General features: G+C 59.4%; 13 protein-coding genes. 3 read left to right on the top strand and 10 right to left on the bottom strand.

The window, feature by feature from the left end; all coding sequences use genetic code 11:
- Positions 1-3 precede the first annotated feature (3 nt).
- Together fadB and PH586_RS15400 are read right to left on the bottom strand one after the other, a co-directional pair.
- The gene (gene fadB / locus PH586_RS15405) at positions 4-2,151 is read right to left on the bottom strand and encodes a fatty acid oxidation complex subunit alpha FadB (RefSeq protein ID WP_271348649.1); all 2,148 of its coding nucleotides are present in this window, start codon (positions 2,149-2,151) and stop codon (positions 4-6) included.
- Between the two features lie 1,292 nt (positions 2,152-3,443).
- A complete protein-coding gene (locus PH586_RS15400; protein ID WP_271348648.1) occupies positions 3,444-3,881 on the bottom strand; it encodes a hypothetical protein in 438 nt (145 codons plus the stop codon).
- Positions 3,882-3,967: 86 nt separating this feature from the next.
- On the opposite strand from PH586_RS15400, the gene PH586_RS15395 reads away from it, so the two are divergent.
- Positions 3,968-4,408, top strand: coding sequence for a universal stress protein (locus tag PH586_RS15395; protein WP_238043867.1), 441 nt, complete (start codon positions 3,968-3,970; stop codon positions 4,406-4,408).
- 43 nt (positions 4,409-4,451) lie between these two features.
- On the opposite strand, the gene PH586_RS15390 is transcribed toward PH586_RS15395, so the two are convergent.
- Together PH586_RS15390 and PH586_RS15385 are read right to left on the bottom strand one after the other, a co-directional pair.
- Entirely contained in the window at positions 4,452-5,138 is a 687-nt protein-coding gene (locus tag PH586_RS15390; protein ID WP_271348647.1) for a DUF6901 family protein, read from the bottom strand.
- A 64-nt stretch (positions 5,139-5,202) separates the two neighbouring features.
- Positions 5,203-7,116 (bottom strand): ATP-binding cassette domain-containing protein, encoded by a 1,914-nt coding sequence (locus PH586_RS15385; RefSeq protein ID WP_271348646.1) that lies wholly within the window; start codon positions 7,114-7,116, stop codon positions 5,203-5,205.
- 318 nt (positions 7,117-7,434) lie between these two features.
- Here PH586_RS15385 and PH586_RS15380 point away from each other — a divergent pair, with 318 nt between their 5' ends.
- Positions 7,435-9,363, top strand: a complete 1,929-nt coding sequence (locus PH586_RS15380; RefSeq protein ID WP_271348645.1) for a transglycosylase SLT domain-containing protein — start codon at positions 7,435-7,437, stop codon at positions 9,361-9,363.
- Between the two features lie 84 nt (positions 9,364-9,447).
- Here PH586_RS15380 and PH586_RS15375 read toward each other — a convergent pair whose 3' ends face one another.
- Positions 9,448-10,251 carry an MOSC domain-containing protein gene (locus PH586_RS15375; RefSeq protein WP_271348644.1) on the bottom strand — a complete coding sequence of 268 codons (804 nt, stop codon included), beginning with the start codon at positions 10,249-10,251 and terminating at the stop codon, positions 9,448-9,450.
- Between PH586_RS15375 and PH586_RS15370 the strand changes: the two genes are divergently transcribed.
- A complete protein-coding gene (locus PH586_RS15370) occupies positions 10,250-10,735 on the top strand; it encodes a DUF1499 domain-containing protein (protein ID WP_271348643.1) in 486 nt (161 codons plus the stop codon). The two genes, PH586_RS15375 and PH586_RS15370, sit on opposite strands and share 2 nt — an antisense overlap.
- Positions 10,736-10,807: 72 nt before the next feature.
- On the opposite strand, the gene PH586_RS15365 is transcribed toward PH586_RS15370, so the two are convergent.
- The 5 genes from PH586_RS15365 to PH586_RS15345 all read right to left on the bottom strand — a co-directional run bounded on the left by PH586_RS15365 (position 10,808) and on the right by PH586_RS15345 (position 15,309).
- On the bottom strand, positions 10,808-11,743 hold the full coding sequence (locus PH586_RS15365; protein ID WP_271348642.1) for a chemotaxis protein CheV: 936 nt from the start codon (positions 11,741-11,743) through the stop codon (positions 10,808-10,810).
- A gap of 127 nt (positions 11,744-11,870) precedes the next feature.
- Positions 11,871-12,767, bottom strand: a complete 897-nt coding sequence (yegS, locus tag PH586_RS15360; RefSeq protein WP_271348641.1) for a lipid kinase YegS — start codon at positions 12,765-12,767, stop codon at positions 11,871-11,873.
- A 202-nt stretch (positions 12,768-12,969) separates the two neighbouring features.
- A complete protein-coding gene (locus tag PH586_RS15355; protein WP_271348640.1) occupies positions 12,970-14,304 on the bottom strand; it encodes an ATP-binding protein in 1,335 nt (444 codons plus the stop codon).
- A 27-nt stretch (positions 14,305-14,331) separates the two neighbouring features.
- Complete coding sequence (locus PH586_RS15350; protein ID WP_271348639.1) at positions 14,332-14,949, bottom strand: chemotaxis protein CheC; 618 nt, start codon at positions 14,947-14,949, stop codon at positions 14,332-14,334.
- Positions 14,950-15,309 (bottom strand): response regulator, encoded by a 360-nt coding sequence (locus PH586_RS15345; RefSeq protein ID WP_271348638.1) that lies wholly within the window; start codon positions 15,307-15,309, stop codon positions 14,950-14,952.
- Between the last annotated feature and the right edge of the window lie 90 nt (positions 15,310-15,399).

The following is a 15,399-nucleotide window of genomic DNA, read 5'->3' as shown; positions in this document are numbered from 1 at the left end:
CGATTAACCGAAAAACTTCTGGCCGTTGGCGGCCATTTCGCGAAGCTTGGCGGTCGGGGTGTACAGCGCGCCCAGATCGGCGTACTTGTCGGCCAGGGTCACGAATTCGGCGACACCGACACTGTCGATGTAACGCAATGCGCCACCACGGAACGGCGGGAAGCCAATGCCGTAGACCAGACCCATATCGGCCTCGGCAGCAGTCTCGACGATACCGTCTTCCAGGCAACGAACAGTTTCCAGGCACAGCGGGATCATCATGAAGTTGACGATGTCTTCATCGGACACTTCACGCTGCTCGGTGACGATGGACTTGAGCAACTCGTAAGCCACAGGGTCGATGACCTTCTTCGGCTTGCCGCGCTTGTCCATTTCGTACGAGTAGAATCCTTTGCCGTTCTTCTGGCCCAGGCGGTCCGCTTCATACATCACGTCGACCGCGGTACGCCCTTCGACTGCCATGCGATCCGGGAAGCCTTCGGCCATCACGTCACGACCGTGGTGACCGGTATCGATACCGACCACATCGGAGAGATAGGCCGGGCCCATGGGCCAGCCGAACTTCTCCATCACCTTGTCGATGCGCACGAAATCGACACCGAGCTCGAGCAGCTTGGAGAAGCCACCGAAGTACGGGAACAGCACACGGTTGACCAGGAAGCCCGGGCAATCGTTGACCACAACCGGGGTCTTGCCCATCTTCTTGGCGTAAGCCACGGTAGTGGCAACAGCCACCTCGCTGGACTTCTCGCCACGGATGACCTCAACCAGCGGCATCATGTGCACCGGATTGAAGAAGTGCATGCCGACGAAGTTTTCCGGACGCTTGAGGGCCTTGGCCAGCAGGCTGATGGAAATGGTCGAGGTGTTGGAGGCGAGAATCGCACCCTCCTTAACCACGCCTTCCACTTCGGCCAGGACCGCTTGCTTGACCTTGGGATTCTCGACCACGGCTTCGACGACGATGTCGACGTTAGCGAAATCGCCGTAGGACAGGGTCGGACGGATGGCGTTGAGGGCTTCGGCCATCTTCGCTGGGGTCAGGCGACCCTTGGCCACGCGATTGCCGAGTAACTTGGAGGCTTCGTTCAGACCCATCTGGATACCGTCTTCACGGATATCCTTCATCAGGATAGGCGTGCCCTTGACCGCCGACTGGTAGGCGATACCACCACCCATGATGCCGGCACCAAGAACGGCGGCCAGTTTGACGTCTTTGGCGATTTCGTCGTATTGCTTGGCTTTCTTCTTCAGTTCCTGATCATTCAGAAACAGTCCGATCAGACTCTCGGCGACCGAGGTCTTGGCCAGCTTGACGAAACCAGCCGCTTCGACCTCCAGCGCCTTGTCACGGCCGAAATTTGCGGCTTTCTGAATGGTCTTGATTGCTTCGACCGGGGCCGGATAGTTCGGACCGGCCTGGCCTGCGACGAAGCCCTTGGCAGTTTCGAAGCACATCATCTGTTCGATGGCATTCAGCTTGAGCTTATCGAGCTTCGGCTGACGCTTGGCCTTGTAGTCCAGTTCGCCGGAGATAGCGCGCTTGACCAGGTCCAGCGCAGCGGCCTGCAGCTTGTCGGCGACTACTACGGCATCGACCGCCCCCACTTTCAGGGCATCGTCTGCACGGTTCTCTTTGCCCGAGGCAATCCACTCGACCGCATTGTCGGTACCGATCAAGCGCGGCAGACGCACAGTGCCGCCGAAACCCGGGTACAGGCCCAGCTTGACTTCCGGCAGGCCCACTTTGGCGCTGTCGACCATGACCCGGTAATCTGCGGCCAGGCACATTTCAAAACCACCGCCCAAGGCGATGCCATTGATTGCGACCACAGTCGGCACGCTGAGGTCTTCAAAATCACTGAAGATCTTGTTGGCTTCGAGGTTGCCAGCCACCAGATCTGCATCCGGCAACTTGAAGTTGTCGACGAACTCGGTGATGTCGGCGCCGACGATAAATACGTCTTTGCCACTGGTGACAATCACGCCTTTGATCGAACCATCAGCCTTGATTGCATCAACCGACTGACGCAATTCGTTGAGGGTTTGACGGTTGAACTTGTTGACGGATTCACCCTTGAGGTCGAATTTCAATTCGACGATGCCGCTCTCAAGAGCCTTAACCGTGATGGCTTTACCTTCGTAAATCATCAACTGATCTCCACGGTATGGAAGCTAAACAGTACACATCGGAGCCAACCAGCTTGCTACCCCACGGCTCAGCCGTTTCAGAGTAACCCTATGAGCCTGGCACACCCGCCGATGCGATAGTCGGACTGAATTGGTGCTGCATTTTTAAGCAAACACTCAATTCATACGCCCGTTTGATTCGGGTGCGCCCACCTTCAAGGAAAAGCTGCAAATTGTCAATTGGTCGCTTGCGGCTGCAGCCATCCGCGACAGCCAGAATGAGAACCATCCTCGACAAACCGGAACACATTGCAGCTATAAGCTAGTGATTGGCGCCTAAAATCAGGTAACTTTAGATTATCAAGCGACATTCATGATCCGATACATCCCCGCCAAACTAGCTCCGTAGCCGAAACACTCGCCGCAATACGGACGATCAGAGCGCATGCACTAACACGCATAAATCGAAGCCCGCCGGGGCATCCTGCCCCCTATTCAGCTCCAGCCTGCCGATCACGTTACTTATCGCCCTGCTCGTCTTCATCCACCCAATGCAAGCCTCCACACCCGCGCCACCGAGTCCTGCAGCAGCCGGCCGAGACAGCATCAGCGATGCCGAGCCGCACGAAAAAACCTGCAACGACATGGAAGACGATGAACGCGCTACACGCATGGCCATGCCGCCCGAGACGCCTGGCGTCTCGGCACAACAAATGCGGAGCGGCCTTGGACGGGTTATCCCGCAGAGCGGGGCACCGCACACAGCATTACGCCGGGTGTCGGCCCGAGCAGACTCTGGACTGGCTCGAGACCCTGGAAAAATGGCTCAGCAGATCAGGCAACAGGCCACCGCGCAAAGCCAGTCAGCATTGGAGGCGCTCACCCAAACAGACCGGACAAAGACAGAAAGCATTGCGCTCTCAGCGTGAATAGCAACTGCAACGGCAACCCGGGCACTGCAAACCCAGGGGTTAACTGGCCTGCTGCAGGCAACCGACAATCAGTGGCCCCGCGCCAGTCGCCAGATGGCTAGATCGAGAAACAGAGACGCGTCAGCAGCAGATGACGCTATATTGATAAATCGCTGCGCACTTACAAAGAAATCAGCGCCGACCAGCACTTATTCCGACAGCATCGGGAGAAGGCTTTGAAGAGGCTCTACCCAATACGCGGACATGCAGTTCAGGGCCAGGGCGCACTCGGCGCATGCCCCATTCGACTTTCCGGCCTGCCTGGCCACATTTATAGCCCGATGCCTGCATCGGGTTTTCTTTGCTCACTGCCTGACAACCAGACGGCTCGGTGAGTGACGCTCAAGCACGCGCCAGCAAGAAACTGGCAATCTTCTGCAGCGCGCCAGGCGCCTCCCGCTCCCCCCAAGACAGCGCAATCATCTGTGCGGTTGCCTCGACCTTGTACACATCGACCGGAAGGCTGGCCAATTGTTCGGCCAACGGCGCATCCACACAAGGCTCGCGCCATCGATTCAGCCACTGACCGGGCTCGGCCTGCCAGTAGCACCAGCAATCCTCATGCCCACGAAGCCGCGCCCGGTGGTATTGCGGACACTGGCCTGGCGGCTCAACGGCCAACCAGTGCGGCCATTGCTCGCGCGACAACTGCATCGCCAACCCCAGGCGTCGTGCTTGCAAACGCACATCCATCCGCCCACGCTGTCGCCGCGACGGCATCAGCATGGCCAGTGGGCTAAGCACAAAAGCCAGAAGCAACAATATGATCCAAGTGGGCATAAATTTATCTCGCTGGTATAACCCTGTTACAAGCGCTCAATGCGGCCATACTTATCACCATCGGTCACCCTTAGAAGGAACCACCCATGCCTTACCAGCATATTCTGGTCGCTGTCGACCTAACCGAAGAATGCGACCCAGTCATGAAGCGCGCACAGAAGCTGGCCTCGAGCACGCACGCAAAATTATCCGTGGTCCATATTGTCGAACCCATGGCCATGGCGTTTGGCGGTGATGTGCCCATGGATTTGTCGATGCTGCAACAGCAGCAATTCGAGCAGGCCCGCGAACGCCTGGACAGTTTTGCCGGTAAATATCCCGATCTGGGCGCAGATCAACGTCATCTGGCCTACGGCCAGCCCCGCCAGGAAATACACCGCCTGGCCGAGGAGCAAGGCTGCGACCTGATCATAGTCGGCAGCCATGGCCGCCATGGCCTGGCTTTACTGCTCGGCTCCACTGCCAATGACGTGCTGCACGGCGCGCCCTGCGACGTGCTGGCTGTACGCCTGAAGAAACCCGAGTAGCGCGCACTGGGCGAATGAGGCGACATGCCTCATTCGCCCTGGATCATTCGAAATGGTCGCCCGCACTCATGACCAACGGACGGATTTTCTGCAACTGGGTTTCCAGTGAGTAGGTCATGCTCGAGGACATGGAAAAGAAGGTCAGAAAGGCCTTGAGGTTCGAGTCGCCGTCACAGGTGTCGTGAATCCGCTGCCAGAACGCCTGATTGACCAACTGCAACTGCTGGAACATGCGCACCAACCCTTTGAGTTCCCAGTCTGCAAGACGCCCTTCACGGAAATTGAAGTACTGCCGCGCCAGGTACAGCGAAACCGCGCGCAGGATGAACTCCTGATTATTGGCAAACGGCAAGTGATTCTGTGCCATCGGCTTGAGCTTACCCAGCACCGGGCAAGCGCTGGTCGCCATAATCACTCCGAGCAGCGCACGCAACCCCTCTTCCAGACCCACCTGCTTGGTGTACTCACGCTCCGGCGTGCGCACCCAGACCATGGCTTTCTTGAAGGCCGGCAGACCTTGAAAATCCTCGATCACCCGATGCAGATCGACCGCTGCCGGACAGTGACTGAAGTCGTTCCTGCTCAGCGGACAATTGCTGCACTGCTGGGAGTCCAGTCGCGTCCAGCTGGGTGCGGCCTGCGCCTGAGTGGCGTCATACACACGGTCCAATTCGATCCTGTAACTGAATTCGTGGTTATCGTCGAGAGTAATCCTGTACTCGATGGCCATGCGTGTCTCCGCCAGACGTTCTGAGGTTTAGCTTGGGAATAATCAGCTACTGCGGCAGTCGGGCTCAGCCTTCCAGCTCGGCCCAACGCTCCAGCAGTTTATCCAGTTCATGCTGCTGGCTTTGCAAACGAGCCAACACCTCGGCACTTTTTTCCGCAGATTGCTGGTAAAAAGCCGGGGCACTGATCTGCGCCTCCAATGCAGCTATCTGCACTTCCAGCGCATCGATCTGCCCGGGAAGCAACTCCAGCTCACGCTGCACCTTGTAACTGAGCTTCTTCTTGGCAACCGGAGCCGCCTCGGGTGCAGGGGCAGGCGATGCCTCGACTACTGCTGACGCCAATTCGGCCTTGCCGCCCTTGGTTTCGCCAACCCCGAGCAAGCGCGGCGAACCGCCCTGACGCAGCCAGTCCTGATAACCACCAACGTACTCGCGAACCTTGCCTTCGCCTTCGAAGACCAGGGTGCTGGTCACCACATTGTCGAGGAATGCCCGGTCGTGGCTGACCATCAGTACTGTGCCCTTGAACGTCAACAACACCTCTTCAAGCAACTCGAGGGTTTCCACGTCGAGGTCATTGGTCGGCTCGTCGAGTACCAGCAGGTTGGCTGGCTTACTGAACAGCTTGGCCAGTAACAGGCGTGCACGCTCGCCGCCCGACAACGCCTTGACTGGCGTGCGAGCACGCTGCGGACTGAACAGGAAGTCGCCCAGGTAGCTCAGCACGTGCCGGCTTTGCCCATCGATATCGATGAAGTCACGGCCTTCGGCGACGTTATCGATCACGGTTTTTTCCAGGTCAAGCTGATGACGCAGTTGGTCGAAGTAAGCCACGTCGATGCGCGTGCCCTCCTTGACACTGCCACTGCTCGGCTGCAAGCCGCCGAGCATCAACTTCAGCAACGTGGTTTTACCGGTACCGTTGGCGCCGAGCAGGCCGATACGGTCCTCACGCTGTAGCACCATGGAGAAATCGTTGATCAGGAACGGGCCACCTGGATGAGCAAAACTCACGTTCTCCAGCACCATTACCTGCTTGCCGGATTTATCGGCAGTATCGAGCTGGATATTGGCCTTGCCGGTACGCTCACGACGCTCGCTGCGCTCAACGCGCAAGGCCTTCAAAGCCCGTACGCGCCCTTCGTTACGGGTGCGACGCGCCTTGATGCCCTGACGAATCCACACCTCTTCCTGGGCCAGGCGCTTGTCGAAGAGCGCGTTGGCCGTTTCTTCGGCAGCCAGAGTGGCCTCTTTGTGCACCAGGAAACTGGCGTAGTCGCCGTCCCAGTCGATCAAGCCACCGCGATCCAGTTCGAGGATGCGCGTGGCCAGGTTCTGCAGGAAGGCCCGGTCATGGGTAATGAACAACACGGCGCCGTTGAAGCCCATCAACGCCTCTTCCAGCCAGGCGATGGCACCGATGTCCAAATGGTTGGTTGGCTCGTCAAGCAACAGCAGGTCCGGCTCGGAGACCAGCGCCTGGGCCAACAGCACCCGCCGACGCCAGCCACCGGAGAGCTCGGCCAGGGTCTTGTCGGCCGGTAACTGCAAACGACTCAAGGTGCTATCGACCAGTTGCTGCAGTCGCCATCCGTCACGGGCTTCGAGGTCATGCTGGACATGCATCAGCTTGTCCAGATCGGCATCGGTGACGATGTTCTGGCTCAGGTGGTGATATTGCGCAAGCAGTTCCCCAACACCGTCCAGGCCCTGGGCCACCACATCGAAGACTGTCCGTCCGTCGGCGACTGGCAACTCCTGCGGCAATTCGCCTATCTTCAGACCGGGCGCGCGCCAGACCGAGCCGTCGTCGGGCTTCTGGTCACCCTTGACCAGCTTCAACATGCTGGATTTACCGGTGCCATTGCGGCCGATGATGCACGCCCGCTCGCCGCGGGCAATTTGCCAAGACACCTTGTCCAGCAGCGGCATGGCGCCGTAGGCCAGGGAAACATCGGTGAACTTAAGCAGGGTCATGGTACGCCTCGACGATACAGCGACTGGCAAACAAGCAGGTAACAGCGTCGAAAGTGCAATAAACGAATGGTGATCTTCGCGTTGCAGCCCGACGCTGTGAATGTTTATCAGCGCAAAAACTTATTTGTCGGCGCCATCAGGCTGCCGACAAAAACTGGGCGCGTATTCTAACCGAGAAGCGCATCGAGGTTGCGGGCAATTTTCATTGCGACACCAGTCGGCAGCGCGCCTTTCGCCCGCCCCCGGCAAAAGGCTAAGCTAGCTGAATCAGACGTCGGTGTGACCGGCGCTCCTCTTATTTGCTTACCCGGATGTGTCATGCGCGGTCGCCTGTTTCGCCTGTTTTCCTGTTTAATCATCACCGCCGCGACAACCGCAATGGCTCAGGCCGCCAGCCTGGCCCAGCAGCGACAGTTCTATGACGAGGCCAAAGCCGCCTTGGCCAAAGGCGACAAAGCCCCTTATCAACGCTATGCCCAGGCCCTGCGTAATTATCCGCTGGAGCCTTACCTGGCTTATGACGAGCTGACCGCACGACTCAAATGGGCGAGCAACGACGAGATCGAGAAATTCCTGGCCGAACATGGCGACCTGCCACAGGCCAGCTGGATGAAATTGCGTTGGCTGCGCTGGCTGGCCGAGCGCGGCGAGTGGAAAACCTTCATCAACCACTATGATCCCGCGCTGAACTTCACCGAACTGGATTGCTTGTACGGCCAATACCAGCTGGGCCACGGCATGCTTGCAGAGGGTTTTGCCACTGCCGAAAAACTCTGGCTGGTCGGCAAGTCGCAACCCAATGCCTGCGACAGCCTGTTCGATCAATGGGCCGCCAAGGGCCAACTCACCGAAGAAAAACGCTGGAAACGCGCCAAGTTGGCTGCCGAAAGCCGTAACTACGGCTTGGCTACTTACCTGATCAAGGGGCTGCCAACCCTGGGCAACCACGGCAGCCTACTGCTTGAAGTGGCGCAGAAACCAAAAATCCTCAGCCAAACCGCTCGCTTCAGCCCCAACGATGCAGCTATGGCCGATGTGGTCGGCCTCGGCCTGCGCCGCCTGGCCCGGCAAGACCCGGAACAAGCCCTGACATTGCTGGAAGGCTATGCCCGGCGCATGAAGTTTTCCAGCGACGAACAAGTCGCCATCGCTCGTGAAATTGGCCTGACCCTGGCAAAACGCTTCGACCCGCGCGCGCTCAAGGTCATGGCGCAGTATGACCCGCAACTGCATGACAATACCGTCAGCGAATGGCGCGCGCGCTTACTGCTGCGCCTCGGCCGCTGGGATGAGGCACACCAGTTGACCCGGAAAATGCCCGAGGAACTGGGGCAGACCAACCGCTGGCGTTACTGGCGGGCGCGCAGCCTGCAACTGGCCCAGCCAAACAGCCCGGAGCCGAAAGCGCTCTACCAAAGCCTGGCCAAGGAGCGCGATTTCTATGGCTTCATGGCCGCCGACCAGGTCAAAGCGCCCTACCAGCTCAGCAACAAGCCGTTGCTGCTTTCAGCCAAGACCATACAAAAAGTGCGCAACGCCGCGGGTATTCGCCGCGCGATGGAGTTCCACGAACGTGGCCAGATCGTCGATGGCCGCCGCGAGTGGTATCACGTCAGTCGCCTGTTCAGCCGCGATGAGCTGGTTGCCCAAGCGCGCCTGGCCTACGACATGGAGTGGTACTTCCCAGCGATTCGCACCATCAGCCAGGCGCAGTACTGGGACGATCTGGAGGTGCGCTTCCCCATGGCCCACCGCACACCGCTGACCATTGAGTCGAAGAAACGTGGCCTGCATTCCAGCTGGGTATTTGCCATTACCCGCCAGGAAAGCGGCTTCATGGCCGACGCCAAGTCCCAGGTAGGCGCCATGGGCCTGATGCAGTTGATGCCGGCGACCGCCAAGGAGACCGCTCGCAAATTCGGCATACCCTTGAGCAATCCGAACAATGTGCTGCTGCCCGAGATGAACATCCAACTCGGCGCCGCCTACCTGAGCCAGGTCTATGGTCAATTCAACGGCAACCGCGTGCTTGCCTCTGCCGCCTACAACGCCGGCCCCGGCCGTGTACGCCAGTGGCTGCGCGGCACCAACCACCTGGCGTATGACGTCTGGATCGAGAACATCCCGTTCGACGAAACCCGTCAGTACGTGCAAAACGTGCTGTCTTATTCCGTGATCTACGGACAGAAGCTCAACGCCCCGCAACCACTGATTGCCTGGCACGAGCGATATTTCGACGATCAGTAGGCGGAGGCAGCAGGTGAATCCGGACGAGGTGCTCAGGCACCCCTTCACGTCTGGATTGGCAACTGCAGGCTTGAAGCGTGCGGCTTACTCCAACACCTCAACCGACATACCGAGTTGCAGTTCACCGACACCTTGATTGATCAGATTCTGACCGAAGTACACCTCGCCATCCCGGGCGCGATAGGTCTTCAGCGTGGTGAGCGGTTCCCGGTCGGCACTGCGCTCGCCGGTCAGCGGATCCAGGGTCGTGAGGATGCAGCGCGAGCAACCCTTGGCCACGCGAAACTCGATGCCAGCAATGCGGATCCGCCGCCAACTGTCCTCGGCATAGGCCGCGCCGCCCTCGACCACCAGATTCGGCCGAAAACGCAGGATCTCCAACGGTCGTCCGACCCGCGCCGACAGATCATCCAGTGAAGCCTGACCGATCAACAGCAATGGGAAGCCATCGGCGAAACCGACCTTCTCTTGCGTGCTGAGATTGCCCGCGATGAACCGGGCGCGCTCGGCAGGCACATGGACCAGCCGGCAGGGCTTGCCGATGAATCGACTCAACCACTCAGCCGCCTCATCGCCCGCATCTGGTACATACAGGCTGTCGCTCCAGATAAACACGCCACGCAGTGCGGCATCAGCACCTAGCAAAGGCACTTCCAGCACAGGAAAACCGGACGCGCTCAGGGTCAGACCTCCCGCGGCATTGTGCCGTGCCAGCAATTGACTCATCTGCGGCAATGCCCGCTGGGTAAGAAAGCGCCCGTTCTGTGCATCGACTACCATCCAGCGACGGTCACCGACCACGCCCAGGGCATCCAGCTGAATTTCAGTCAGTGGTTCGGCGATGGCGGACTTCAGTGGATAACGGTACAACCCGGAGAGACGTAACATGAGCCAGCTTCCCGTTCGGCAAAAAGTCCTTATACGAGTAACCCGGCCCACTCACAAGCCTGCGCTGGCTTTTGCCCTGCTGGTTATGCTGAGTGCCTGCAGTGGCAGCCCGCCCGACAATCTCGGGGTGCACGATGGGCGCCTGACGCCCTGCCCGGAGTCGCCCAACTGCGTCAGCAGCCAGGCCAGCGACGAAGAGCACCGGGTCGAGCCGTTGCCGCTCAAGGGCAGCCCGAGCCAGACCCAGGCACTGATGGTCAAGCTATTGGCCGACGAACCTCGCGCGCGCCTGATCGAGCAGGACGCGAATTACTTGCGTGCCGAATTCAGCAGCCAGGTACTGCGCTTCGTCGATGATGTGGAGTTCCTGATCGGCGAGCAGGCCGTCGATGTACGCTCGGCCTCACGCCTGGGCTACTCGGACCTGGGCGTCAACCGCAAGCGCATCGAGCGCCTGCGCCAACGTCTCGATGAGCAGCCGTAGGGGTTGCTGGCCGCTATCGGCGCAACGTAAAAAATGTCGCTTCGCTTCGAGCGGATCACCGCCCGAACCGTCCTACGCGCTTGGTTCGTCCAGCATCAGGCGTTCGCGGATCACGTCGACCAGTTTGTCCGGCTGGAACTTGGAAAGGAAGTTGTCGCAACCGACCTTCTTCACCATGGCCTCGTTGAAACTACCCGACAGCGAGGTATGCAGCACCACATAGAGATCCTTCAGGCGAGGATCCTGACGGATTTCGGTGGTCAGACGATAGCCGTCCATCTCGGGCATTTCCGCATCGGTGAAGATCATCAGCAGTTTGTCGGTCATCCGCTCACCGGCATCGGCCCATTTTTTCAGCATGTTCAAGCCTTTCAGGCCATCGGTGGCCACATGCATCTTCAAACCTAACTGCGATAGGGTCTCGCGCAACTGCGCCAGGGCCACGCTGGAGTCGTCTACCAGCAGCACCTCGCGCCCGCGCGCGCGCGCCAGCACAGGGTCGGCCAGGCGGTCGCCGGAAATCTTGGCGTTGTAGGGCACGATCTCGGCCAAGACCTTTTCCACGTCAATGATTTCCACCAACTGTTCTTCGACCTTGGTGATCGCCGTCAGGTAATGCTGACGCCCCGCACTACCCGGTGGGGGCATGATGGATTCCCAGTTGAGGTTGAGAATGCGGTCGACGCCGCCGACCAGAAAGGCCTGCACGGAACGGTTGTATTCGGTCACGATGATGGTGCTGTGCTCATCCGGCACAATCGGGCGCATGCCGATGGCTTGTGACAGGTCGATGACCGGCAGGGTCTGGCCACGCAGGTTGACCACGCCACAGACGAAACGATGGCGGTGAGGCATCAGCGTCAGCTTGGGCATCTGCAGGACTTCCTGCACCTTGAACACGTTGATCGCGAACAACTGCCGCCCGGCCAGGCGAAACATCAGGATTTCCAGGCGGTTCTCGCCCACCAGTTGGGTGCGTTGATCCACCGAGTCGAGAATGCCAGCCATTGCGCGCTCCAAAGTGTTTATCGAATCCAGTTACAACAGGGTATCGGCCAGGAGCGACAGTGCTGAAGCCGACCGGACGCCATCTTGCACGAGCCGGCGCAACGGTGCCAGCCAAGGGCCATCGACATCACGCACGCAGTAGCGGCGAATCCACCGGCAAATGCACCCGTAACGCATTACGCCGCGCGGAAAAACGCAGGTGCCGGCTTTCCAGCGGCTCGCCATCCAGATTCACATCAAGGCCTTCCGGCGCCTCGATCTCCACCCAGGGCAAGCGCGCGCCAAGCGCGATGCTTTGCAAGCCGTTGATCCCGCCGGAAAACAGGGTGCCCAAGGTGCCAACCATGTCCTCTGCGGCCGGGACGATGCAGAGGTCCAGCAAACCATCATTCACTCGCGCATCCGGGCAAAGCACATGCCCGCCGCCGGCCTGTTGCCCATTGCCTATGCCCATGGCGATGAACTCGCCCTCCCAGAGGAAATCCGGACCGGTGAAGCGACCAAAGGCCGAACGCACCTCGGCAAAGCGGGTCAAGCCGGTGAGAAAGTAGGCAGTGCCGCCGAGCAGGCGCTTGAGGTCTTCGGAGGTGTTGGCGGTGACATTTGAGCCAAAACCACCCGTAGCCATATTGAGGAAAAGCTGACCATCGACCTCGCCCAGGTCGATCGGCTGCGCTGGCGTATCCAGCAATGCCAGCGCCTCGAGAGGACTCAACGGCAGCCCGGCGGCATTGGCGAAGTCGTTGGCGGTTCCCAGCGGCAGCAGCACCAGGCTGGCCTCAGTGTGCGCCAGCGCCATCGCCTCGGCCACTTCGCGCAACATGCCGTCACCACCCCCGACGATCAAGTTCGGATAGCCGGCTTGCAGGGCCTCGTTGACCAATCGACGGGCGTCACCCGCCTCCCAGGTGACCCGCACGTCGAGCTGCCAGCCATCCTCTCGACGCGCTGCCACCGCGGCGCGCACCTCTTGGTTGCCGGCTTGCTTGCCATGCAGGATCAATAATGCTCTACGTTCACTCATAACCAGCGCCTTGGGGACTAATCAGATCGAGACTGAGAGCTGGGGCAAAACTCTCGCCGAATGCAGCCGCCTGCAAATGATCGCGGCGGCGCTCGATATGTTCACAACCTCTGAGTGGACAATGAAAAGCCTGCACAGGTGCGGCAGCACTCACTCGCATGAAGAGGCCCTGCGGTCTTTTGTCCAGCCAGAGCAGTATGCATCACTCACCCGCTTGCAGTTCGTCCGCGCTATCGCCCTGCAGCGGCTGGCAGCGTGGCAACCAGACGGTAAACACCGCGCCCTTGCCAGGCTCGCTCTCGACTTCCAGACGGCCATGGTGATTGGCCACGATACTGTAAGACACCGACAGCCCAAGGCCGGTACCTTGCCCGACCGGCTTGGTGGTAAAGAACGGGTCGAACAAGCGGGTCAGATGCTCCGGGGCAATACCACTGCCACTGTCGCGCACCCGCACGAACACCCAATCATCCAGAGTTCCGGTTTCCAGCCAGATAGTGCCCTGTCCTTCGATGGCATGGGCGGCATTGATGATCAGGTTCATGAATACCTGGTTGAGCTGCGAGCCGAGACACTGCACCGGCTGTAGTTCGCCATAGTTCTTGACCACCTCGGCCTTGAACTTGATCTCGTTCCAGATCACGTTGAGCGTACTGTCGAGGCCCTTGTGCAAATCGGCTTCCTGCCAGTCGCCCGAGTCGATATGGGAGAAATCGCGCAGATCTTGGACGATCTGCTTCACCCGCTCCAGGCCCTGGCGTGACTCACGCACCAGGTCGGCCATGTCACTGCGCAGAAAATCGAAATCCAGCGCCTGATTGGCCTGCTCCAGTTGTGCGCCCAAGGCCGCATCCTGGTGTTCAACAGCCGCCGCCTGATAGCTCTCGATCAGGCGGAACAGATCACTGACATAACGCTCCAGGCTGCTGAAGTTGGAATAGACGTAACCCACCGGGTTATTGATTTCGTGGGCAACGCCTGCGGCCAACTGGCCGATCGCCGCCATTTTTTCCGACTGCAGCAGTTGCGCCTGGGTGTCTTCGAGCTTGTGAATCAGTCGCGCCTGCTCGATTTGTTCCGCGCGCAGCAGTTGATTGAGCTGTTCCAGCTGCAGATGCTGAGCCGCGGTTTCAGTGGCATCGGAGATGGTCAGGCAGACATACTTGACGGTGCCCGGGGCCTCCACCATCGGCGAGAAGGTGCAGTTCTGGTACATCATTTCGGTCGAGCCGGTAATGGGCCGGCTGCCGGAGAAACTGAACAGGTGCGGGCGTTGCTGCCAGGAAGTGAATGCCAGGTTGTGCAAGGCGAACACCCCGTCGACCTTCTTCTGCACCCATAGCCGCGGCAACTCCGGAAACAGATCGAACAGCGACTGCCCCCGGGCCTCATCGCAGCCCTTGCCGCTGTGGATCGCCATGAAATCGTTCCAGAACGCTACCCGATACTGGCTATCGAGTAACACTACGCCGAGGTTGATGCTCTGCAGCACTTCCACCAACTCCGCGGGCAATACTTCTCCTGGAGCAGACGTCATCTCGCATCCTTATTCCGATGATCAGCCCTAGATATCACTCAACAACTGATCGATGACTTTGATAACGGTGGCCACCGTGTCTTCGGTGATGCACACCAGCAGATCACAATAGAAGCGGTGGGTCGCCACTTCGAAATGGATCTCCAGCACCAGCGCCTGATGGCCACGCAGCTCCTCGGCACCGAGCACCTCCTGCAGCGAACGTCCGCGCGACAGCAAGGAGGGCGGTCCGTAACTCACCTTGATATCGACCTGCTGCGCCAGACCATTGATACAGGCGCCGGTAAGGATATTGGTGACGTCCAGCATCAGCTCATCCTGAATGCTGTGTTTTTCCACCCCTTCATAGCCCATCAAGTCGGCCAGCTGATCGGCACCATTCTCACCAAAGCAGACCATCACCTCGCCGCGCAGGCGACCGAGAAAAGACTGACGGGTGATGATGGCCGGCTGACTGGCGATCGTCAGCTGACTGAGCAGACTGGTATTGGTCACGTCGACGGCATGGATGCTGGGGACTGACAGGGTGACGAAGGTTTCGGTCAAGCGGGCCAGGCGGTCAGCGCCCTGGCCCATGGCCACGTTCATCAGTTCCTGCAGGGCATCACGCTGGTCTTCACTCAGGTTCGCTAGCTGGCTGCTCATCTAGATCAGCCCTACTTCATACAGCGCCGCCTGCATGGCCTCGGGGGTAATGGGTTTCTTGACGAATGCCGCCGCGCCCAGGTCGCGCACGCGCTGCTGGGCTTGAGGCTGAATATCGGCGCTGATGACAATGACGATGGCGTTGGCATCCTCGCGCTTGAGTTGCTCCAGGGTACGAAAACCGTCCATCACCGGCATGGTCAGATCGAGAAAGATCACCTCGGCATGGCCCGCATGGAATGCCGCCAAGGCCTCCTCACCGTTAGCGGCCTGGGTCACGACAGCCTGTAAATCCGCCGGCAGGGCTTTGAGCACCAGTTTTCGTGACATGGCCGAATCATCGACTATCAGTATTTTCAAACGGCTGACCCTCTGCTTCTTATGATTTTTATGGCGTCGCGTAGCGCGCGTGACAGCGTGCGGCATGGCCACCCTATCACGCATGCTATT

It is taken from the genome of Pseudomonas aestuarii, from assembly GCF_027988105.1.
Taxonomy (GTDB): domain Bacteria; phylum Pseudomonadota; class Gammaproteobacteria; order Pseudomonadales; family Pseudomonadaceae; genus Aquipseudomonas; species Aquipseudomonas aestuarii.
This window is presented reverse-complemented; position numbering and strand designations above follow the sequence as displayed.